Genomic DNA, 21416 nt, shown 5'->3' with positions numbered 1-21416 from the left:
CTCCGCCGGTGATCCTCCTTGGGATCGGCTGACCCCGAGGATGGTAGTTCAATCTTCAACCTTGCAATTGGTTGAGCATTGAACTACCATCCTCGATGTAGGCCAGCACACCCGGACCAAGGAGGCCGACATGCCCGCCGTGACCGTCGAGAACCCGCTCATCCTGCCGCGCATCGCGGCCCCCGCCGAGGGCACCGTCGCCCGCCCCGTCCTGGCCGTCTCCACCGCGCCCGAGGGCTTCGAGGGCGAGGGCTTCCCGGTCCGCCGGGCCTTCGCCAAGATCAACCAGAAGTACCTCGACCCGTTCATCATGATGGACCAGATGGGCGAGGTGGATTACGCCGCCGGGGAGCCCAAGGGCACCCCCTGGCATCCGCACCGCGGCTTCGAGACCGTCACCTACATCATCGACGGCACCTTCATCCACCGTGACTCGCACGGCGGCGGCGGCACCATCACCGACGGCGACACCCAGTGGATGACGGCCGGCTCGGGCCTGCTGCACATCGAGACCCCGCCGGAGTCGCTGGTCAAGTCCGGCGGCCTCTTCCACGGCCTCCAGCTCTGGGTCAACCTGCCCGCCTCGGACAAGATGATCGCGCCCAAGTACCAGGACATCCGCGGCGGCAGCGTCAAGCTGCTCACCTCCGCCGACGGCGGCGCGCTGGTGCGCGTGATCGCCGGCGAGATCGACGGCCACCAGGGCCCCGGCGCCACCCACACCCCGATCACCATGACCCACATCTCGCTCAACCCGGGCGCCCAGATCACCATCCCCTGGCGCACCGACTTCAACGCCCTCGCCTACGGCCTGGCCGGCAGCGGCACCGCCGGCGAGGAGCACCGCCCCTTCCACCGCGGCCAGTCCGTGGTCTTCGGCGAGGGCGGCTCCCTCACCGTCCGCGCCGACGAGAAGCAGGACTCCCGCGACCCCAACTTCGAGTTCGTCCTCCTCGGCGGCCTCCCCATCCGCGAGCCCGTCGCCCACTACGGCCCGTTCGTGATGAACAGCCACCGCGAACTCCAGCAGGCCATGGAGGACTTCCAGGCCGGCCGCCTCGGCACCATCCCCGCCGACGCGAACTGACCCCACCCAGGGCGGGTGGCGGCACCGGACACCGGTGCCGCCACCCGCCCTTCGCCATGTCCCCTGCGCTCCGCGGCCCAGTGCGGCGACCGATGCCGCCGGCTGCGGATCCCGCCAAGCCGTGACCTGACAGACGCGGAATTCGGGCCGTGGACAGATCTTGTCGGGGCCGGTTACGTTGCCGTACGAACAAGCCGGGCCCGGCGACTTCCACCCACCCGTGGCGCTGACGGCATCGGCGCAATCCGCGCTGCCGAGCCGCTCCTGGCGCCAGGCCGGGGGGCCTGCTGCGGCCAGTCGGCGCTCGACGCGCCTGAGGACACGTACAGAGGGGGTCCGGTGCCCATGTGCGTCGAGGTGGCCGAGGAGATCCATGGCGACGGAGTCCGGGCCGCCGGCAACCTGGCCCGTGCTGCGCAGCCGTCGAACGGTTGCGAGTTCAAGCACCTGGCGTTCTTCCAGGGGCTGAGCACGGATCAGCCGGCGGCGCCGCGCTCCTCGGTGGCGGCGGCGTGACGGCGACGACGGACGACCGCCGATCACGGGCGGGCTCCTGGCTGCTCGGCTTCTACGCGGCCGGCAGCGCCGCCGAGACGCTCCAGGCGGTGGCCATCCTCTGGGCGACGTACCTGCTCACCCACAACGCGGTGATCGTGGGCGCGGTCAACGCCGCCGCCTACCTCCCGGGGGTGGTGCTGGGGCTGGTGCTGCGGAAGAAGGCCGATTCCGGCTCCGCGGGGCGTCTGCTCTCGCTCACCAACTGGGTGCTCTTCGCCGGTTCGACCGCCCTGGCCCTGGTCTGGGCGGCCGACCTGCCCCAGGGCGCGCTGCTCGGAGCCTTCGCGCTGGTCCAGTGCAGTCTGAGTGTGGTCAAGACGCTCAACAAGGCCTACGTGGGCCGGTTCGTGCGCCGGCACTTCGCCCGCTCCGAGGCAGTACGGCTGGTGGAGCGCGCCACCTCGCTCGCCCTGGTCGGCGGTCTGGTCGGCGGCGGGATCTCCGGCCTGCTGCTCGACACCAGCGCGGCCGACTGGTGCTTCACCCTGGCCGCCGTGCTCTACCTGGTCAGCCTCGCCGCCGTGTGGCGGGTCGCCAGGACGCGCCCCGAAGGCACGGCGGCGACCCCGGCCCCCACGGCTCAGCTGGTGGCCGGGCCGACACCCACCGACGTCGAACTCGAGGACCCGGCGGGCCGGTTGCGGCTGATCCTGCTGTACTCGGTCCCCAGCAGTGGCGCGCTCCCGTTCGTCTCGACCCTGATGGTGCCGCTGGCCCAAGCCGTGGCCCCCGGCTCCGGACTCTTCTACTCGGTGCTGACCGTGACCTCGATGTGCGGCGGGTTCCTGGCTGGGATGGCTCTCTCCAGCGGACGGCTCTCCGCAGCGGCGACCCTGAACACCGCGCTCGGCACGGGCGGCGCGCTGGTCGCCTGCTTCGCCGCGTTCCACTGGCGGCCGGCCGTGGTGCTGCTCATGCTCGTGGCCACCGCGGTGCTGACGGCGCACGTGATGGTGATGCAGGTGCTGACCAACCAGGCGCCGCCCGAAGGCCGGGTCGGCCGGTTCAGCGTGGTGCGCAACGCCGTCGCGGGCTCGGCCAAGGCGGGCTTCTCACTGCTGGCCGGGTGGCTGGTGGACGCGGGCGGGCTCACCACGGCCTGGCTGGTGCTGGGCGCCGTGCTCGGGGCCTTCGGGTTGGCCTGGTGGGGGTCGCCGGAACGCTCCACGATCGGGAGGCTGGTCGATGTCGGCCAAGACTGACTTCCTCGCGTACCTAGCGGTCGCCGAGCACGGCGCCTTCGCCACCCGCCACCACCCCTTCGAGAGACCGGGATCCGTGACCGTGCGCAGCGCGGGCGGCCTGCCTACGGGCGGTCAACCTGCGGGCGGCCTGCCTGCGGGCGATCCCGTCCGCGAGCAGCAGCAGGGCGGCGGTCACCAGGGCGGCCATGTGCTCGTAGCCCGCCAACTCCGGGTCCAGTACGGTCATCGCGGTCGTCAGCAGCACCACGCCCAGCGCGGTCCAGCGCGCCCCGAACCGCCAGCTGACCAGCAGGCCCAGCCCGATCACGGCCGCCGACGGGCCGGTGTCGCGGACCTGGGCGAAGGCGGCGGGCAGGTGGAGCAGGTGGCCGGGCGGGCGGGAGACCCCGAAGCGCGCGTAGCAGGTGCCCACCAGCGAGCAGGCGTAGCCGACGGCTAGCGTGCGCCGCGGGCCGAGAGTCAGCTCGGCGACCGCGAAGACCACGAAGACCTGGGCCAGCGCCCCCCCAGACCGGCAGGCCCAGGGCCGGCACGAAGATCGAGAGCGGGAAGCGCAGCAGCGCGAGGCCCCACGGCTCGGTGGCCCGGACCACACCGATCCGGGAGACGAAGTCCGCCCCGCCGGGTAACGCGTCGACCGCCGCGAACAGCAGCACCAGGCAGCCGGCGGCCAGGGTGACGGGCAGTGCGGCGGGGCCCTTGTCCCGCAGCCGGGCGCGCGCCCGGCGGTGGAGCGGGCCCCACTCGCGCTCGGCCGCGCGTCGGATACCGGAAGTGTTCACGACGGTCCTCCCGGCCCGGTCAGGCGTCGACGGTGGTCGCACGCCGGTCCGCGGCACCGGCCTGCGGCCGGCCCTCGGAGCCCGAGGTGCACGGCCGCAGCAGCGCGAAGTAGGACAGGGCCGGTCCGGACTGCCGGATGACGTGCAGGCCGACGGCGTTGGCCTGCCGGGCCAGGGCCGCCGGACGGATCTGGTGGCGGTCGAAGAACTCGCCGACGACCAGCCGGCCGGTCGGCTTGAGCACCCGGCGCAGCTCGCTCAGGGCGGCGGGCACGTCCGGGATCTCGCCCAGCGCGGTGACCAGGTAGGCGGCGTCGAACGTGGCGTCCTCGAAGGGGAGTTCGCGTGCGTCGGCCAGGGTGGGGACGATGGTGTCGAGGCCGGTGGCATCGGCCCGCCGCATCACGTGGTCGAGCATCTCCTGCTGGATGTCGACGATGTCCAGCCGGCCTTCGGCGCCGAGCCGAGGCGCCACCTGGAGCGACTGCAGCCCGGTGCCGGGGCCGATCTCCAGCATCCGCTCGCCCGGCAGCGGCCGGAGCTGCTCGGCCAGCCGCTCCCAGGACAGGAACGGCAGTGGCAGGTCGAGCAGTCGGTGCTGCGCGTAGGGGTACGGCGCGGAGTCGGTCGCCCACCAGGCGGCGGCCGCGGCTGCGGCCGAGGCGCCCGCGAGGGCCCAGACGCCGGCCTTGCCGAACGGGGCGCGCAGGGGTGAGGAGGTTTGGCGCATGGTTCTTCTCCAACATCGGTCGTCGGCCTGGGGCGGTGGTCCGCGGCGGCGCTGCGGGGGCGTACCCGCGCCGGCCTGCAGCGGCCGTCTGCCATCTGCCTTCCAGCCAACCGCAGTTCGGCCTGCGCCGGACACGCGGCCAGCCCACCGAACCGGGGTAGGGATAACCCCCCGGGTCGGCCCCTGGCCCGCGAACGACGGTGGCGCCCCCGGGAGATCCCGGGGGCGCCACCGTCGTTCGCGGCACGGACGTGCTCAGTGCACCGTGATCTCTCCGCGCGTGGTCCTCACCACCACGCTGTGCGGCGCGTCCGTGGCGGTGTTCGGCAGCGAGACGCTCGGCGCCGACCAGGAGCTCTGCGCGTCGACGTGGTAGGTGGCCCCGTGCGGCACCCTGAGGTCGACCCGGCCGTAGCCCGTGGTGACCTTCAGGGAGGCGGGTGCCGCCGTGAAGGAGGCGCTGACCGCGCCGTCGGTGCTGACCACCTCGGCCTCCGGGGCGCTGCTGTCGGCGAGGATCACCGCGCCGTTGGTGCTCCGCACGGTCAGCGGGCCGGACGACCCGTCCACCTCGACCCTGCCCAGCCCGGTGGTCAGCTCCAGCCGGCCGGTCAGGCCCTCCGCCCGGATCCCCGCGTCCCCGGCGCTCACCTGCGCGGCCAGGCCGGCCGGCACCGTGACCTGCAGATGGCCCGAGCAGCCGGCGGAGCAGTGGGCGGTGACCGTGACCTCCGGCCCGGACCGGGCGACGGAGACCAGCGGAGCACGGCCCGTGTAGCTGCCGCTCACGGCCACCGTGACCTGCGAGGCGCCGCCCTGACCGAGCGCCAGGTCGAGACCGTCGGACCGGACCGTCAACCGGCCGGCGCCGGCCGCGTCCTGGTGCCAGTCGCCGCGGTACGGGTGGTGCGCCGGGAGCAGGGCGACCACGCCCCAGCCGGCCAGGGCGACGACCGTGACGAGGAGGGCCAGCCCGATGAGCAGGATGCCGCGGCGCATCCTCGGCGTGGTACCGATCTCAAGCCCCCAGGTAGCGCAGCACGGCGAGCACGCGGCGGTGGTCTCCCGCCTCCTGCTGCAGATCGAACTTCACGAAGATGCTGCGGATGTACTTCTCCACCGCCGCCGTGCCGATCACCAGATCGGCCGCGATCCCGGCGTTGGAGCGGCCCCCCGCCATGGCCGTGAGCACCTCCCGCTCGCGCGGCGTCAGGGTGGCCAGCGGGTCCCGCTGCCGGCTGCCGGCCAGCAGCTGCTTGACCACCTCCGGGTCGAGGACCGTCTCGCCCGCGGCGACCCGGCGCAGCGCGTCCACGAACTCCTCGGCGTCCGACACCCGGTCCTTGAGCAGGTAACCGACCCCGTGGTCATCGGTGTTGACCAGGTCGATGGCGTAGCGCTCCTCGACGTAGTTGGAGAGCACCAGCACGGCGGTCTCCGGCCAGCGGGCGCGTACCGCCAGTGCGGCGCGCAGGCCCTCGTCCAGGAAGGTGGGCGGCATCCGGACGTCCGTCACGCAGGCGTCCGGCCGGTGCTCGGCCACCGCGCGCAGGAGTTGCTCCCCGTCGCCGACCGCGGCGACCACCTCGATCCCCTGCTCGCTGAGCAGCAGCTCGATGCCCTGGCGCAGCAGCGCGGAGTCCTCGGCCAGCACTACCCGCATGGCAGTTCCACCTCGATCACGGTCGGTCCACCCACCGGACTGCTGATCCGGAACCGCCCGTCCACCCCGGAGACGCGGTCCGCCAGACCGGTCAGACCGGTGCCGGCCCCGGGGTCGGCCCCGCCACGCCCGTCGTCGCCCACCCTAACGTCCAGGCGGGAGCCCTCCCGCCGGATCTCCACCCAAGCCCGGGTGGCCCGAGCGTGCTTGGCCACATTGGTGAGCGCCTCGGTCACCGTGAAGTAGGCGACCGCCTCGATGCCGGCGGCGGGGCGCGGCTCCACCAGGACGTCGAGCCGCACCGGCACCGGGGCCAGCGCGGCGACGGCGGAGAGCGAGGCCGCCAGGCCGCGGTCGGTCAGCACCGGCGGGTGCAGGCCGCGGGCCAGGTTGCGCAACTCGGCGATGGTGGCGAGGGTTTCCCGCCGGATCTCCTCGACCAGCTTGCCGGTCTCGTGGTCACCGGACTTCTTCAACCGCGAGCTGACCCGGCCCAGGGTGATCGACATCGCCACCAGCCGCTGCTGGGCGCCGTCGTGCAGATCCCGCTCGATCCGTCTGCGCTCCGCCTCGGCGGCGTCCAGCACCCGGGCCCGGCTCTCCGTCAGGTCGATGACCCGCTGCTCCAGCTCCAGACCGCGGGGCCGGGAGAGCAGGGCGACGGCCAGCGCGGTGTCCAGCGCCAGCAGCAGCCTGACGAGCAGCGGGGAGACGACCGCACCGACCAGCAGCGCCACCGCCGCGACCAGCAGCGCCCGGGGCAGGGAATCCACCAGGAACGGCCCGAGCTGGGCCTGTCCGCCGGGCAGGCCCCGGTAGTAGGCCGGCAGCAGCACCAGGGTCAGCGGCACGGCCCAGACCAGCGCGACTCCGACCACGGTCACCACCGCCACCGGCATCAGCAGGACGAAGTAGCCGATCAGCCGCCAGGTGCAGAGGTTGTGGACGAGCGACTGCAGCGACTTGGCCAGCCGCCAGGAGGAGACCGGCGCCGGCAGCTCGTCGAGCTCCAGCCCGCAGGTCACGGCGAACCTGGCGCGCTCGACGGCGGCCAGCCGGAACAGCGCCCACCCCGCCACCACCGTGAGCGGCAGGCCCACCAGGCCGGTCGGCGCCAGGCAGACGGCGACGACCAGCACGACCAGCACGACCAGCCCCGCGAGCGCCACCAGCCCGTCGAGCACCAGGTGGATCGACGCCCGCCACAGCGCTGGGGAGGCCAGTGCGCGCAGCGGATTGCCCGGCACCGCCTCGCGGTCCGGCCGGGCCATGCCGGGGGCAGGGCCGGCGATGTTCTCGGTCAACTGCTTCGGACCCGCTCTCATGGGCAGTGCGGGCGGCGGCCAGGTCACCGTCCGCGCCTCAGTTCGACTAGGGGCTGTCCGGATCGGCCGGACAGCCCCTAGGGACGGTACCCAACCCGGCCGGCCGCCGGCAGCGAGGTGAGCCCACCGACCGGGGGTAGGGTTTACCCCCCTCCGGCCGGTGGGTTCACGCTGCCGACCCGCCGCCGCGCGGTGCGGCACCGTGGGGGCATGACCGATCGACACCCGCGCGCCGCCGGCCACCCCTGCCCGGCCGGAAGGGCCGACGACATCGAGCAGTTCCTGGTGCACTACGAGGACGCCATCGACGACCGGGTCGCCGAGATCGTCGACGAGGTCCTCGGCGAGCGGCTGGGTCGGTACCGGCGCGAGGTCGTGCTCCCGGTCACCGTCGCACTGCTGGCCTCGGCGGCCGTCTCGCTGGCGCTGGTGCGGTGGAGCCCGTGGGCGGTGCCCCTGGTGTGGGCCGCCACCTCCGTCCTCTGCGGGTCACTGGCCCGCGCCGCCCGGCTCCCGGGCCGCTGGTGACGGGGGTGGTGCCACCCGCGCCGACCAGGGGACTGTTCGGTGACGTACCGGTCTCGTACCGGTGGCAAACCCCCCGCTCCTAGCGTCTGCGGTGTCGGCCAAGCCCGTGGCGGCCGGCTTCCGTCCGTAGCGAGCAGGAGGACTGTCGTGTCCGAGAACGCCCCCAAGAACACCGAGCAGACCGAGCCGGCCGTCGAGGAGACCGAGGAGACCCCCGAGGTCGTCGGCCACTCGGGCGACGGGTACGTGGAGCCGTGCGGCACCCACAACGGCTCCTGCGTCGGGAACTGATCCACCGGGTCCCCGCGCCGGTCCCGCGACCGGCGCGGGGACCGTCCCTCGTCGGCTCACCCTCCACCCCCGGGAGACCCCCGTGCCGCTCACCCGTCCCAAGCCCGGCCCCACCGTCACTCCCCGTCTGATCCGAGCCGAGAGCGGCTGGTGGTTCCTGGGCGGCAGCGGGCGGGCCCGGGTCCGTCCCGCGCAGGTCACCCCCGAGGGCACCCTGACCGAACCCGCCGAGCGGTACCTGCGGGAGGCCGGGCTGTACGAGGTCCGCCCGTACGACGCCTACGCGTTGACCGTACTGACCTCCACCGACTGCAACCTGGGCTGCGGCTACTGCTTCCAGAACACCGGCCAGGACGAGAAGGGCGGCCACCGCCCGCCCCGGATCAAGCACTCCCGGCTCACCTCGGAGACCATCACCAAGGTGCTGGACTTCACCCGGATCCGGATGGCCGAGGCCGACCTGCACAAGCTGGCCGTCACGCTGTTCGGCGGCGAGCCGCTGCTCAACCCGCGCGGCTGCCGCGAACTGCTCGGCAGAGCAGCCGAGTTGGGCCCGGTCGACGCGCTGATGATCTCCAACGCCACCCTGTTGACCCCGCTGATCGCCAAGGACCTGCACCGGTCCGGCCTCACCCGGATCCAGGTGACCTTCGACGGCGACCAGCAGCGGCACGACGGCATCCGGGTGCAGCGCTCCGGCGGCGGCACCTTCGAGCAGATCACCCGCAACGTGGCCCGGGCCATGGCCGCCGCCCCCGAGCTGCGCTGGATCCTGCGGGTCAACGTCTCGCACCACAACCAGGCCGGAATGCCCTCGCTGGTCGAGCAGTTGGCCGCCCGGCTCGACCCCTCCCAGGCCACCCTCAGCTTCGCCCGGGTCGGCGATGTCGGGGTCGGCTACGCCAACCGCCTGGACCACCAGGCCGATCTGGCCGCGGAGTTCGCCGACTGGTACCTGCGCGCCCTCGACCTGGGCTTCCAGGTGTCCGCGCCCGGCCCCGCCAAGCCCTGCCCCACCTGCTCGTTCACCGACGGCCGGTACGGCGCGACGGTCAACGCCGACGGCGTGCTGTCGAGTTGCTGGGAGACCGCGGGCCACCCGGGGTGGGAGGTCGGCACCATCACCGAGGGCTACCTGCCCGAGGAGGTCACCGCCGAGCGCTGGGTCACCTGCCAGGACCTCTACCGGCACGAGGAGGAGGCCGCCGTCCGGGCCGCCTTCCAGGACCGGCTGGACGGCATCCTGCTCGACCACCTGTACGCCACCGGGCGGCTCTGAACCCCACCGGATCCGCCGGGTTCGCCAGGCCCGACTCATCCCACGGGCCCGGAGAACCCCACGATCCCGACCCTCGACCTCCTGGCTGGAAGGGGAGATGGCCATGGCCGACGGCGCACTGCTACGCCGCTCCGGGGAGTTCCGCAGCTACTGGTCGGGCTTCACGCTCTCGATGCTCGGCTCCTCGGTGTCCCAGCTGGCCTTCCCGCTGCTGGTGCTCTCGCTCGGGGCCAGCACCACCGAGGCCGGCGCCCTGGCCACCTGCCTGCTGCTGCTCGGCCTGGTGACCCGGCTGCCGGGCGGGGCGCTGGTCGACCGCTTCGACGTGAAGCGGCTGATGATCGGCGCCGACCTGGTCCGCTGCCTGGCCCTGGGCAGCATCCCGCTGGCCCAGGCCTTCGGCGTGCTGGGCTACCCGCAGCTGCTGGTGGTCGCCGCCGTCCAGGGCGTGGCCGGCTCGGTGTTCGGACCGGCCAGCAGCATCGCCCTGCGGGACGTGGTGGCGGAGGCCGACCTGCCCGAGGCGCTGGGCAAGATCCAGCTCTCCACCGCCACCACCGGGCTGCTCGGCCCCTTCCTCGGCGGCTGGCTCTTCGTGCAGTGGTCGATGCTGCCCTTCCTCGCCGACTCGGCCTCCTTCCTCGCCTCCGTCCTGCTGGTCGGCCGCCTGCGACTGCCGTACCGGCAGCCGGCCGCCCGCACCGGGGCCGACGGCCGGGAGTCCGCCCTGGCGGGCGTGAAGTGGATGCTCGGCCAGCGTTCGCTGCTGCGCGCGCTGCTCTTCGCGGCGACCTTCAACGTGATCGGCACCGGCCTCACCCTCCCCCTGGTGGTCTCGCTGCGGCAGGCCGGCGCGAGCGGCACCTCGATCGGTGCCGTGACGGCCGGGCTCGGCGTGGGCTCCGTGCTCGGCGCCCTCGCCGCGACCAGGATCACCAGACTGCTCTCCCCCGGCCAACTCCTGGTCCTGGTGGGCTTCGTGTGGTCCGCCGGGTTCGCCGTACTGATCACCGTGCCGGGCCCCTGGGTGACCGGCCTCGTCCTGGTCGCCGTCGGCCTGCTGGGCCCGCCGTGCAGCATCGTGGTGCAGCGCGCGATCCTGGTGCTGACGCCCCGCGACCTGATGGGCCGGGTGATCGGCGCCCAGGGCCTGCTGCTGCGCGGCCTGCCCGCACTCGGACCGATCGCCATCGGCGCCGTGCTCCAGGGGTACGGGGTGCGCAGCGCCTGGCTCGCCATGACCCTCGCCTGCCTGGTGACCACGCTGCTGACGGCCGGCCCCCTGCTGCGCGACCGCACCCTGGCATCCGTCTCGGCAGAGCCGAGCGATCAGCAGGACGCCGATGATGACGCATCGTCAGCATTGCGCCCGGACAGCGCAGTCGAGACCGGAGCCTGAGCGAGGGCTCCGACGACGGCCTGCGCGAGGGCTTGTCGGAACACTCCGGTCGCCGTTCAATGGCACCCGGGGGGTTCCACAACTCGGCCTCTTCGCTTGCAGGTTGAGCACGTTCCGAACACACTCGGCCGGCCCGCACCGAGCTCCCCCGCCGGGCTCCCCCCACTGAGCGCTCACCGTACCGACGGTACCCCGCCGATCGTCCCCCGCCGACCGAAGGAGGCAGACGGTGCGCATCCTGCTGGCCCCGATGAGCGACCCGGGCTTTCTCTTCCCCGCCTTGGCCGTGGGCCGGGAGCTCCGCCGCCGCGGCCATCAGGTGACCGTCGCAGGGCGGCCAGGTGCGGCCGGCGTCGCCGAGGCCGCCGGGCTGGAATTCCGTCCGATCGGCGCGGACGAGGGGTTCGACGCCATCCGCTGGTACCGCGAGGGCGAGGCCCAGTACCGGGCCGTGCGCGAGGCGGCCCGGGCCACCGGCGCCGACGCGCTGCTCACCTCCGTGCTCTGCCAGGGCGCACTGCCCGCCGCCGAGACGCTCGGCCTGCCGGTGGCGGTGCTCGGGCTGGCCACCCACCTGTGGCCGTACGCGAGCGGCGGCGAGGGCGAGCCGCCGCAGCGCAGCACCCGCGAGTGGCGGCAGGACGAGATGGCCGACCGGTACCGGAAGTTGCGCGCGGACCTCGGCCTCGCCGCACAGGACGAGGCCGCCGCCCGGCGGGCCCTGCTCGGCGACGGCTTCCTGCTGCGCGGCGCCGCCGCACTGGAGTTCCCCGGCGCCGTACTGCCGGAGGGGGTGCACCAGATCGGCCCCTGCTGGTGGGAACCGACCGCCCCGGAGGGGGAGTTGGCTGCGCTGGACGAACGGCTGGCCCGCAGCGGCAAGCCGGTGGTCTACGTGCACCTCGGCCGCACCTTCGACCACCCCAGCCTCTGGTCCTGGCTGGCCAGGCTGTTCACCGGGACGCCCTGGCAGGCCGTGGTCGAGCTGGGCCGCACCCCCGACCTGGCCACCGACCCCAGCCACCGCGACCTGCACGCGGTGCGCAAGCCCTGGATGGGCCCGCTGCTCGACCGGGCCGAACTGGTGCTGACCAACGCCACCACCGCCCCCGTGCTCGGCGCCCTGCTGCACCGCCGCCCGCTGCTGGTCGCCCCCACCGGCGGCGAACAACTCCTGCTGGCCGCGGCCTGCCTGCGCGCCGGGATCGCCCACCTGCTGCCCGACTCCCCCGACTCCCCGGACTCCCCCGGGGGCCCGGCCGAGCTGCTCCGCGCCGCCGCCACGGACCCGTCCGTCCGGGCGCGGATCGACTCACTGGGACGCAGCATGACGGATCGTCAAAGTGCTTTTCAGGCAGCGGATTTCGTCGAGAAGATCGCCCGATGACACCTCGCCGACCGGGCGAAGCCATCGCCCGGCTCACCGTGCTCGGCCCGCTCAGCCTGCGGACGGCCCGTGGCGAGTCACCGCTGGGGCCGATGAAGCAGCGCCTGGTGCTCGCGATGCTGCTCTGCCACGCCAACTCCCCGGTCACCGTGCCCGCCCTGATCGAGGCGCTCTGGGAGGGCTCGCCGCCCCGGACGGCCCGCAAGAACCTCCAGGTGTACGTCTCCACCCTGCGCCACCTGCTCACCGAGGCCGGGCTGACCGACCGGATCAGCCTGCACAGCAGCGGCTACCAGCTTGACCTCACCGAGCAGGAGTGCGACCTACTCCGCTTCCACCACCTGATCCGGGCCGCCCGGGCGGCGGCCGAGCACGACAGCCCCGCCGCGGTGGCCCGGCTGCTGCGCGAGGCCCTCGACCTCTGGCAGGGGCCGCCGCTCGCCGAGCTGCACGACTCCCAGGCCGTGGCCGAGGAGGCCGAACGCCTGGCCCAGCGGTACGCGCCGGTCTACGAGGACTGGGCGGAGACCGAGTTGAGCCTCGGGCACCCCGCGCGGGTGGCCGAGACGGTCGGCGATCTGGTCGAACGGCACCCGGAGCGCGAGCGGCTGCGCGCCGTCCAGATGCGAGCGCTCTCCCAACTCGGCCGCCAGACCGAGGCACTGGCCGCGTACGAGCAGTTCCGGCTCTACCTGGCGGCCGACTTCGGCCTGGCCCCCAGCCCGGCGCTGGCCGCCCAGTACGGCTCCGTCCTGGCCGGCGCCCCCGCCGCGCCGCCCACCGCCCCCGCACCCGTGGCCGCCGCCCACCGACTGCCGCCCGACCAGGCGGAGTTCACCGGCCGCTCGGAGGAACTCGACTTCCTACAGCGCTCGTTGGACCCGGAGGCCGGCCCCGCCCAGCCCCGGCTGGTGGTGCTGACCGGCCCGGCCGGGGTCGGCAAGACGGCCACCGCCGTACACCTCGCCCACCGGCTGGCCGACCGGTACCCCGACGGCCGCGTCCTGGTACGGCTGCGGGACGACCAGGGGCGGGCCCGGCCGCTGCGCACCGTCCTCGCCGAACTCGCCCAGGCGGCCGGCCGCACCCCGCCGAACGGCCGGGCGCCCTACCGGGCCGGCTCCGGCAGCGACTGCACCGCCGGCCACCGGGCCTGGTTGGAGCACCACCGGGTGCTGCTGGTGCTGGACGACGCGCCGGGCGAGGCCCAGGTGCGGCCGCTGCTGCCGGCCGGCGGCCGCAGCGCCGTCCTGGTCACCTCCCGCGGCCAGCTGGCCGGCCTGCCCGACGCCCGCCGCTGGAGCCTCGGCCCGCTGCCCGCCGCGGACGCCTCCCGGCTGCTCGGCCGGATCATCGGCCCCGACCGGATCGCGGGCGACCCGAGGGCCGCCGAGCGGATCATCGAGGCGGTCGGGCGGCTGCCGCTGGCCCTGCGGGTCTGCGGGCAGAAGCTGGCCGTGCTGCGGCACCTCCCGCTGGGCGAGTACGCGACCCGTCTGGAGGACGGCACCCGGGTCCTCGACGAGCTCTCGGCCGGCGACCTCGCCGTCCGCCCGTACCTCGGCCGATGTTGGCGCGAACTGCCCGCCGCCCGCCGCCGCTCGCTCCGCCTGCTCTGCACCCTGCCGGCCGACGGCTTCTCCCTCACCCAGGCCGCCGCCGCCCTCGGCGACGCCCCCGACACCGCCCGCGCCGAACTCGAACGCCTGATGGACGCGGGCATCATCACCCCACCCGACCACGAGGTCACCGCCCACGCCCTCTGGTACGAACTCCCCCGCCTCCTGGGCGCCTTCGCCCGCGAACAGACCACCCCGGCCTGAGCGCCTCAGCCCAAGTACGGCGCACACCGCCGCAGCACCCCGGCGACCCCCGTCTTCACCGCCGCCGGATGCCGCACCCCGACCGCCGCCGCCCCGGCCGGCCGGACCCCGAGGTCGGCCGACAGGTACACCACCCGCAAGGTCCGCATCGCGTTCGAGGCGTACGCGGGCACCGGCCCGGGCTCCCCCGCCAGGAAGTCCGCCTCGATCGGCGCCAGCCAGGCCACCGACTCCTCCGCCGTCAACTCGCCCCGGGTCAGCGTCATGGCGATCGCGGCCCCCAGCCGGTCGTCCTCCATCGCGTCGAAGACGTGCGCCGTCGGCGCCAGCAGCCGCGCCGCCGCCAGCTCCAGCATGGCGGTGGGCGCCACCCGCGCGCACCGGCCGAACTCCCCCAGCAGATCGGCGCCGTGGGCCACCGCGTGCAGCCAGCCCAACTCCGGGTCGTGGCCGCGCAGATCGCCCTCCGCCGGGTACCAGCGCCGGAAGGCCGTCAGCCACCGCTCCTCGTACATCCCGCGCCGCACCAGCCGAGCCAGCACCAGCGCGGCGAAGGAACGGGCCTGGATCTCCCGGTCCGTGAGGCGATCGGCCAGCTCGTCACCCAGCGGACGCAGCCACGCCTCCGGCGACTCCGGGACCCACCGGGCGAGGAGCGTGAACGCCTGCTCGTCCCGGAGCACCGGATCCGGCGAGCGGAGGGCCGCGCCGAGCTCGGCCAGCAGCGCGGGGGTGGGAGGCAGGGCGGGGGCGGCGAGGTACGGCTTCCAGTCGGTCACGAGTCGTCATTCTCACCAAGTCGAACGGTCCTGGGGCCGGTGGGGTTCCCGGTGGGGGTGTGAGGTTCACGGCGGTCGGGAGGGCTTGGCGGGGCCGGTGGGCGGGGGTCATGATGCCTGAGCTCCGCGCCCGAGGGACGGGGGCGGAAGAGCAGGGGGACACGGACTTGCAGAACACCACCATCATCGACGCCTCGGCCGCCGGGACTTGGCAGCTGGGGGATCTGACGGTGAACCGGATGGGCTTCGGGGCGATGCGGCTGACCGGGACGGCCGCCTTCGACCAGGGGACGCCGCGGGATCGGGAGACCTCGATCCGGGTGCTGCGGCGCGCGGTGGAGCTGGGGGTCAACCACATCGACACGGCCTCGTTCTACTTCTCCTGGCTGCGCTCGGCCAACGAGCTGATCAACAGCGCGCTCAACCCGTACCGGGAGGACCTGGTGGTGGTCACCAAGGTCGGGCCCGGGCGCGGGCCGGACGGGACCTGGTACCTGGCCACGCCGGAGCAGCTGCGCGGGCAGGTCGAGGAGAACCTGCGCCAGCTCGGCCGCGACCACCTGGACGTGGTGAACCTGCGGCGGCAGCCCTCGATGACCTCGATCGCCGAGCACTTCGGCGCGCTCGCCGAGCTCCGGGAGGCCGGGCTGATCCGGCACCTGGGCGTCTCCAACGTCAGCACCGCCCACCTGGCCGAGGCGCAGGCCATCGCCCCGGTGGTGTGCGTGCAGAACAAGTTCCACCTGGACGGCGGGGCCGACGACGCCGTGCTGCGCGCCTGCGGCGAGCAGGGCATCGCCTTCGTGCCGTTCTACGCGATCGCCGGCCCGCGCCGCGAGGGCGGGGTGGCGGCCGCCCCGGCCGAGGAGCAGGCTGTGACCGCCGTGGCCGCCGCCCACGGCGCCACCCCGGCCCAGGTGCGGCTCGCCTGGACCCTCCAGCACGGCCCGCACGTGCTGGCCATCCCCGGCACCGGCGACCCCGCCCACCTGGCGGAGAACGTGGCCGCCGCCTCGCTCAGCCTCACCCCGGAGGACCTGACCCTGCTCGGCACCCTGGCCTGACGCCCTGACGGGTGCGCTCAGATCAGTGCGTAGAGCGCCGCCGCGTCGTCGTGGGCCTTGCCGCGCGGCCAGCGCTCGCAGTGCGGGTCGGTCCGTTCGGCGGCCCGGACCTGGCCGATCAGGGCGGCCGGGCCCGCCTCGGCGAGCAGGTGGAGGGCGTCGGACCAGCTGCCCAGGCCGAACCGGTCCGTCCAGCGGGCCGCGCCGTCGGTGAGGGCGGCCACCGCGCGCAGCTCGTCGAGCCGGGCGAAGCCGGTCTCGGCGTGCGGGGCCGCCCTCGGGGTGGCGGCGGCGATCCACGGGCCCCGGCCGGTGTTGCGGGCCGCGCGGACGGCCAGGGTGTACCGCCGGTGCAGCTCGGCCCGCTCCGCCGAGCCGGGCACCGTCGCCCAGACCTGCCGGCGCAGCTCGTCCCCGGCCGCGAAGCGCTGGTTGTCGCCGATCGGCCGGACGGACTCGTCCCGGTACTGGAGCACCAGCATCGAGTCGCCGAGCACCAGGTACTCCAGCGCGCTCCCGTGCAGCCTGGCCGCGACCACCGTCGCGGCCGGGGTGCCGGGGTGGCCGAGGTCGCAGCGGCCGCCGTGCAGCGCGGCCGTCTCGACGATGGCGTCCGCCAGGCACTCCGCGATCGAGCGGTCGGCCCGGTCGGTCAGCCGGGCCAGCAGGTGGGCGCCCAGTCTGCGGACGTACCAGGCGGTGCCGTGCCGACAGCCCGACTCCAGGTCGTCCGGCGTGCTCGACCCGTCCAGCAGCACCAACGCCTCCGGGGAGGCCGCGGCGTAGTCCTCGCTCGTCCTGCCCGGCTTCTGCGGTTCGCCCGCGAGCTGTACCTGCATCCCGCCAGTGTGCGGCCCCGCACCGGCCTGGCCCAGACCCGTGCACGGCTTTGGCTCGCCCCCTCCCCGCGTCCGGTTCTCGACCCGCCTCCGGTGGCGGGCCCCCGCGGGCCCGTCTAGCGTCGGAGGCACCAAGATCCCTCCGCGCACCCTGCGAGGCCCTGATGGTGTGGCAGTTCTTCGTGCTGGTCATCGCCGCGATCGGCTTCCCGACCCTGACCCTGCTGGCCCTGATCGGCGGCCCGAACTACCGCGACGGGCGCCGGTGACCTGACGGGCCGCCCCGGCGTGGGAAGGTGGGGTGGGGGCCATTCGGGCCCCTACCGCCGAGGAGGTCCGTATGAGCAGCGAAGCAGTCGTACCCGAGGAGAACGAGGGCGGGTCGGCCGCCGGCGGCGGGGAACAGGACGACCAGAAGGCCAAGTTCCTGGCCGCGCTGGCCCGCAAGCAGGGCGGCCACAAGGACGCCGCCGGTGGCGCGGGGGGCGATTCCAAGATCCACGGCACCCACGCGGCCGCCGGTGCCAAGCGCAACTTCCGCCGCAAGAGCGGCGGCTGAGGCTCCGCCGCAGCCGAGGGACCGGGCCGGCCGGGTGCAACGTCACCCGGCCGGCCCGGCCGCGTTCGAAGCCCGGCCGCGTTCGAAGCCCGGCCGCGTTTCGGAGTCCAGTGGGTGGCGTCAGCAGGGCCAGGTGCGGTCGAGGGTGCCTTCGAGCGGGCGGGCCAGGGCGAGCAGGCGCTCGTCGGCCCCGGCCGGGGCGATGAGTTGGAGGCCGTACGGGAGGCCCTCGGGGCTGCGGCCGGCGGGCAGGGCGAGGGCGGGCAGGCCGGCGAAGCTCCAGGGCAGCGACATCACGGCGTCGCCGGTGGTCTCCAGGCCGGCCGGGGCGGTGCTCGGGGCCGCCGGGGCCACCCAGAGGTCGAGGCCGGCCGCGGCCGTGGTGTCGGCCAGCTGCTGCCGGAAAAGGTCGCGGGCCCGCAGGGCGGCCGCGTGGTCGGCCGCGTCGAACTCCCGCCCCAACCGGATCGCGTTGACCGTCTCCGCCCGGTAGAGCTGCCCGAACCGGGCGAACCAGTCGGCGTGCCCCTGGGCCAGCTCGTACCGGATGATCGTCCGCAGGTCCCGGACCACCTCCTCGAAGCCCGCCATCACCGGCACCCGCCGGACCGTCACCCCGAGCTCGGCCAGCGCCCGCAGCTGCTGCTCGAAGACGGCCCGCGCGGTCGGGTGGGTCCGGTCCAGGTACGGTCCCTCGGGCACGCCGAGCACCGGCGGGCGGCCGGGGTCGGTCACCGGGGTCCAGCTGTCGCAGAGCAGGGCCGCAGCCAGCTCGGCGCCGGCCAGTTCGGCGGTGAAGACGCCGAGGGTGTCCAGGCTGGGCGCATGCAGGATCACCCCGTCCACCGGCATCCGGCCGAGGCCCGGCCGGTAGGCGACCACGCCGCAGTACGCGGCCGGGCGGATCATCGAGCCGACGGTCTGGGTGCCGAGCGCCAGCGGCACCAGCCCGGTGGCCACGGCCACGGCCGAGCCGCTGCTCGAACCGCCGGGGGTGTGGGCCAGGTCGTACGGGTTGCGGGTCGGGCCCGGGGCGAGCACCGCGAACTCGGCGGTGGTGGTCTTGCCCGCCACCAGTGCCCCCGCCGCCCGCAGCCGCCGCACCGCCGTGCCCTCCGGGCCGGTGAGCACGCCGGGCGGCAGCGCGGAGCCGCCGTGGGTGGGCAGCCCGTCGACGTGGATCACGTCCTTGACCCCGACCGGCACCCCGTAGAGCGGCCCGGGCCCGGCCGTGGCGAGCGCGGTGGCCCGGACCAGCCCGGCCGCCTCGGCGGTGAGCCGCCCGTACCGGCCGGGCTCGGGCACGAACGCCTGGACCACCGGGTCGACCCGGTCGATCCGGGTGCAGAGCCGGTCGACGTACCCGGGCTCCTCGGGGTGTCCGGTCCGCAGCGGTACGGGGTGGATCAGGGGCTCCATGCCGCCGACTGTACGACCGCACCGGGCCCGCGCCCCGGCGCCGGGCCGAGCGCGGGCGGCCGGGCCGAGCACGGGCGGCCGAGCCGAGCGCGGGCGGCCGAGCCCACCAGGGCCCGCTTCACCAGGCGGAGGGGCGGTCCCGCTCCTCGTGCTCGGCCGGGAGGTACGGCGACTCGCGCAGCAGCAGCGCGCCGCAGGTGTGGCAGGAGAGCTTGGGCTGCTCGCCCCAGCGGCTGGGGTCGCGGGTCTCCGCCTCGGCGGAGAGTTCGCGGCCGCACATGGCCTTGACCGGGTCCTCCGCCACGATGTGCCAGCTCTTCACCCCGGCCTCGGGGCCGTTCGGGCCGTACTCGGCCCGCATCTGATGGTCCATGATCACCATGCTGCGAACCGCGGCCCCGACCGGGCAACCCCGGTTAGGCCGTCAGGACCACCCGGGGGCCGCTCCGGCCGGCTACTCGCTCAGGCTGCCGTGCAGGCGCAGCCGGGCGATCCCGCCGTCCGGGAAGACGTCGAGGCGGACGTGGGTGGCCGGGCGGTGCACGGGCAGCGGGAGGCGGTGGCAGGTGTCCGGCTGGAGGGCGAGCCGGGGCAGCAGCTCGAACCAGTCGCCCTGCTCGCCGTCCCGGCCGGAGAGGGTGACCCAACCGGCCGCGTTGCCCAGGTAGTTGGCGGTGTCGATCTCCACCGCACGGACGGTGCCGCGCCCGGCGAGCCGCAGCCGCAGCCAGTCGTGGCCCTCGTCGCGGCGGCGCTTGGTCTCCCAGCCGTCGCCCATCACCCGGGAGCGGTCCGGCAGCAGCACGTTGGTCGGCTCGGAGTAGAACCGGTCCGAGGCGTCCTCGACCACCCCGCCGTACTCCAGCGCAGCCAGGTCGAAGGTGCCCAGTGCCGCCAGCCAGCGCGGGTCCGGCCGCGCCTCGCCGTACACCCGCAGCCGGGCGATCCCGCCGTCCGGGTACTGCCGCAGCCGCAGGTGGGTGACGCGCGAACCGCCCTGCACGGCAAAGAGGTTGGCGGCGTGGCCGCGCACCGCCGAACGCGGCACCAGGGGCCGCCAGTCGGCGGCGGCCAGCTCGGCCGGGCCCGGGGTGCCGGGCAGTTCCACCGCCTCCACGGAGACGGCGGGCGGGTGGTTGCCCCGGAAGTGCGCGGTGTCGACCAGCACGCCGTGCACCACGCCCGGGACGCCCAGCCGGATCAGCGCCCAGTCGTACTCCTCGCCGGTCGGCCGCAGCCCGCCGTCGGCCCCGCCGCGGCGCCGCCTGGTCTCCCAACCGTCCATCAGCTGGCCCTTGTTGCCGAAGGTGTGCGGGCGGAACTCGGGCCGCCCCGGCAGCAGCAGGTTCTCCCGGTCGGCGAAGAACTCGTCCCCCGCCGCGACCACGGCGCCGCCGAGCCGCCGGTCGGCGAGATCGGTCAGGCCGGTGAACTCGTGGGCCCCGGCGGCCCGGTAGTCGGCGTACGGGTCGCCGCCGGCGTACGGGGCGGCGGCGAGGTCGAGTGCGGTGTCGGTGATGGTCACAGGGCTGCTCCTTCGCGGTGTGCGGGGCGCTGTCTCGGCGAGTTCCACTCTCCTCCCGGGGATCCGTTCAGGTCCATCGCATAGTTCTGATCAGAACGTGAAGTCAGCCTTCATGGTTGCCCGAGCTCCGCCGCCACCCCGCGCAGCTCCGTCAGGGCCCGCCGCAGCGGCGGCGCCCCCGCCGCCTCCCGCCGCACCGCCGCCACCACCCGCCGGGCCGGCAGGTCGGCCGGCAGCGACCGCACCACCACCCCGGCCGGCCGTACCGCAGCCGCCACCGCCAGCCGGGGCACCAGCGCCACCCCGAGCCCGCCCGCGACCAGCGCCAGGATCGCCGCCCAGTCGGCCGCCGTGTGCGCCCGCTCCGGCACGAAGCCCGCATCCGCACAGGCCCCCAGGGTGATCTCGGCCCAGGGCCCGGCCGCCCCGAAGATCCACGGCTCGCCCGCCAACTCGGCCAGCCGCAACTCCGGCACCCCCGCCGACGGATGCCCGACCGGCAGGGCCACGTCCAACGGGTCGGACAGCAGCGGCAGTTGACCGAACGGCGCGTCCGGCGCAGCCGCGCCCGTGTCCAGCGAGACCGCCAGGTCCACCTCGCCCGCCGCCAGCAGGCGGTACGCCTCGGCGGCCTCGGCCTCCACCACCGTCACCTTCAACTCCGGTGCAGCTGAGCGGAGTCGGGCCGCCATCGGCACGACCAGCGCACCGATCGCGGTGGCGAACGCCCCGACCCGCACCTCGCCCGCCGCCCCGTGCAGATAGCCCGCCAGCTCCGCCTCCGCCGACTCCAGCTGGCCCAGCACCCGATCGGCGTGCCGCAGCAGCAGCCGGGCCGCCCCTGTCAGCCGCACCCGCCGCCCGTCCGGCTCCACCATCGGCGCCCCGACCTGCCGCCCCAGCGCGGCCAGCTGCTGCGACACCGCCGAGGGCGAGAGCAGCAGCCGCTCGGCGGCGGCCGTGACAGTGCCGCACTCGGCCACCGCCCGCAGCACCCGCAACTTCCGTACGTCCCAGTCCACCGCCATTCCGCCACCCTAGGGCGAGCAGCCCGCCATGGGCGCGGGAGGCGGGGAGCGGGAGACGCGGTGCGCGAGGCGGCGTGCGCGAGACGGGAGGCACGAGGCGGGAGGCGGGAGCGGGAAGCGGGGAGCGGGAGACGGGGTGCGCGAGG

The 21416-nt window shown here is 74.8% G+C and carries 22 protein-coding genes; 11 read left to right on the top strand and 11 right to left on the bottom strand.

All coding sequences use genetic code 11. The annotated features are described in order from the left end of the window. Positions 1 to 130 precede the first annotated feature (130 nt). The 3 genes from CFP65_RS20255 to CFP65_RS20250 all read left to right on the top strand — a co-directional run bounded on the left by CFP65_RS20255 (position 131) and on the right by CFP65_RS20250 (position 2847). Entirely contained in the window at positions 131 to 1087 is a 957-nt protein-coding gene (locus tag CFP65_RS20255; protein WP_104817500.1) for a pirin family protein, read from the top strand. A gap of 345 nt (positions 1088 to 1432) precedes the next feature. Further along, the gene (locus CFP65_RS39100) at positions 1433 to 1603 is read left to right on the top strand and encodes a hypothetical protein (RefSeq protein ID WP_158702272.1); all 171 of its coding nucleotides are present in this window, start codon (positions 1433 to 1435) and stop codon (positions 1601 to 1603) included. Then, positions 1600 to 2847, top strand: coding sequence for a hypothetical protein (locus tag CFP65_RS20250; protein WP_104817499.1), 1248 nt, complete (start codon positions 1600 to 1602; stop codon positions 2845 to 2847). The genes CFP65_RS39100 and CFP65_RS20250 overlap by 4 nt, the downstream gene beginning before the upstream one ends. A 13-nt stretch (positions 2848 to 2860) precedes the next feature. Here CFP65_RS20250 and CFP65_RS39095 read toward each other — a convergent pair whose 3' ends face one another. The 5 genes from CFP65_RS39095 to CFP65_RS20225 all read right to left on the bottom strand — a co-directional run bounded on the left by CFP65_RS39095 (position 2861) and on the right by CFP65_RS20225 (position 7329). Next, the gene (locus CFP65_RS39095; RefSeq protein ID WP_158702271.1) at positions 2861 to 3334 is read right to left on the bottom strand and encodes a hypothetical protein; all 474 of its coding nucleotides are present in this window, start codon (positions 3332 to 3334) and stop codon (positions 2861 to 2863) included. A 317-nt stretch (positions 3335 to 3651) separates the two neighbouring features. After that, entirely contained in the window at positions 3652 to 4362 is a 711-nt protein-coding gene (locus tag CFP65_RS20240) for a class I SAM-dependent methyltransferase (RefSeq protein ID WP_104817498.1), read from the bottom strand. 255 nt (positions 4363 to 4617) lie between these two features. After that, a complete protein-coding gene (locus CFP65_RS20235) occupies positions 4618 to 5361 on the bottom strand; it encodes a DUF4097 family beta strand repeat-containing protein (RefSeq protein ID WP_104817497.1) in 744 nt (247 codons plus the stop codon). 19 nt (positions 5362 to 5380) lie between these two features. Further along, positions 5381 to 6025, bottom strand: coding sequence for a response regulator transcription factor (locus CFP65_RS20230; RefSeq protein ID WP_104817496.1), 645 nt, complete (start codon positions 6023 to 6025; stop codon positions 5381 to 5383). Next, complete coding sequence (locus CFP65_RS20225; RefSeq protein ID WP_254552480.1) at positions 6016 to 7329, bottom strand: sensor domain-containing protein; 1314 nt, start codon at positions 7327 to 7329, stop codon at positions 6016 to 6018. Before CFP65_RS20225 ends, CFP65_RS20230 begins: the two co-directional genes overlap by 10 nt. A 231-nt stretch (positions 7330 to 7560) precedes the next feature. Here CFP65_RS20225 and CFP65_RS20220 point away from each other — a divergent pair, with 231 nt between their 5' ends. The 6 genes from CFP65_RS20220 to CFP65_RS20200 all read left to right on the top strand — a co-directional run bounded on the left by CFP65_RS20220 (position 7561) and on the right by CFP65_RS20200 (position 14057). Further along, positions 7561 to 7878, top strand: coding sequence for a hypothetical protein (locus tag CFP65_RS20220; protein ID WP_104817495.1), 318 nt, complete (start codon positions 7561 to 7563; stop codon positions 7876 to 7878). Between the two features lie 147 nt (positions 7879 to 8025). Further along, positions 8026 to 8169 (top strand): hypothetical protein, encoded by a 144-nt coding sequence (locus CFP65_RS39090; RefSeq protein WP_158702270.1) that lies wholly within the window; start codon positions 8026 to 8028, stop codon positions 8167 to 8169. A gap of 82 nt (positions 8170 to 8251) precedes the next feature. After that, positions 8252 to 9448, top strand: coding sequence for a radical SAM protein (locus CFP65_RS20215; RefSeq protein ID WP_104817494.1), 1197 nt, complete (start codon positions 8252 to 8254; stop codon positions 9446 to 9448). A gap of 103 nt (positions 9449 to 9551) precedes the next feature. After that, entirely contained in the window at positions 9552 to 10847 is a 1296-nt protein-coding gene (locus CFP65_RS20210; protein WP_158702269.1) for an MFS transporter, read from the top strand. Between the two features lie 229 nt (positions 10848 to 11076). Continuing rightward, positions 11077 to 12234: a glycosyltransferase gene (locus CFP65_RS20205; RefSeq protein WP_104817492.1), complete on the top strand. Its 1158-nt coding sequence runs from the start codon at positions 11077 to 11079 to the stop codon at positions 12232 to 12234. Next, positions 12231 to 14057, top strand: coding sequence for a BTAD domain-containing putative transcriptional regulator (locus tag CFP65_RS20200; RefSeq protein ID WP_104817491.1), 1827 nt, complete (start codon positions 12231 to 12233; stop codon positions 14055 to 14057). The genes CFP65_RS20205 and CFP65_RS20200 overlap by 4 nt, the downstream gene beginning before the upstream one ends. Before the next feature lie 5 nt (positions 14058 to 14062). Here CFP65_RS20200 and CFP65_RS20195 read toward each other — a convergent pair whose 3' ends face one another. Beyond that, positions 14063 to 14836, bottom strand: a complete 774-nt coding sequence (locus CFP65_RS20195) for a DUF2785 domain-containing protein (protein WP_104817490.1) — start codon at positions 14834 to 14836, stop codon at positions 14063 to 14065. Between the two features lie 167 nt (positions 14837 to 15003). On the opposite strand from CFP65_RS20195, the gene CFP65_RS20190 reads away from it, so the two are divergent. After that, positions 15004 to 15900 (top strand): oxidoreductase, encoded by an 897-nt coding sequence (locus CFP65_RS20190; protein WP_254552479.1) that lies wholly within the window; start codon positions 15004 to 15006, stop codon positions 15898 to 15900. A gap of 17 nt (positions 15901 to 15917) precedes the next feature. Here CFP65_RS20190 and CFP65_RS20185 read toward each other — a convergent pair whose 3' ends face one another. Continuing rightward, positions 15918 to 16739: a protein phosphatase 2C domain-containing protein gene (locus tag CFP65_RS20185; protein WP_104817489.1), complete on the bottom strand. Its 822-nt coding sequence runs from the start codon at positions 16737 to 16739 to the stop codon at positions 15918 to 15920. Between the two features lie 340 nt (positions 16740 to 17079). On the opposite strand from CFP65_RS20185, the gene CFP65_RS20180 reads away from it, so the two are divergent. Next, positions 17080 to 17298 carry a DUF5302 domain-containing protein gene (locus CFP65_RS20180; RefSeq protein ID WP_104817488.1) on the top strand — a complete coding sequence of 73 codons (219 nt, stop codon included), beginning with the start codon at positions 17080 to 17082 and terminating at the stop codon, positions 17296 to 17298. Positions 17299 to 17418: 120 nt separating this feature from the next. Here CFP65_RS20180 and CFP65_RS20175 read toward each other — a convergent pair whose 3' ends face one another. The 4 genes from CFP65_RS20175 to CFP65_RS20160 all read right to left on the bottom strand — a co-directional run bounded on the left by CFP65_RS20175 (position 17419) and on the right by CFP65_RS20160 (position 21270). Beyond that, a complete protein-coding gene (locus CFP65_RS20175; RefSeq protein ID WP_104817487.1) occupies positions 17419 to 18717 on the bottom strand; it encodes an amidase in 1299 nt (432 codons plus the stop codon). A 118-nt stretch (positions 18718 to 18835) separates the two neighbouring features. After that, positions 18836 to 19090 (bottom strand): hypothetical protein, encoded by a 255-nt coding sequence (locus tag CFP65_RS20170; RefSeq protein ID WP_104821001.1) that lies wholly within the window; start codon positions 19088 to 19090, stop codon positions 18836 to 18838. Positions 19091 to 19171: 81 nt separating this feature from the next. Then, positions 19172 to 20236 (bottom strand): allantoicase, encoded by a 1065-nt coding sequence (alc, locus tag CFP65_RS20165; RefSeq protein ID WP_104821000.1) that lies wholly within the window; start codon positions 20234 to 20236, stop codon positions 19172 to 19174. 116 nt (positions 20237 to 20352) lie between these two features. Next, positions 20353 to 21270 carry a LysR family transcriptional regulator gene (locus CFP65_RS20160; RefSeq protein WP_104817486.1) on the bottom strand — a complete coding sequence of 306 codons (918 nt, stop codon included), beginning with the start codon at positions 21268 to 21270 and terminating at the stop codon, positions 20353 to 20355. Between the last annotated feature and the right edge of the window lie 146 nt (positions 21271 to 21416).

Origin of the sequence: Kitasatospora sp. MMS16-BH015, assembly GCF_002943525.1 — a bacterium.
GTDB lineage: Bacteria > Actinomycetota > Actinomycetes > Streptomycetales > Streptomycetaceae > Kitasatospora.
This window is presented reverse-complemented; position numbering and strand designations above follow the sequence as displayed.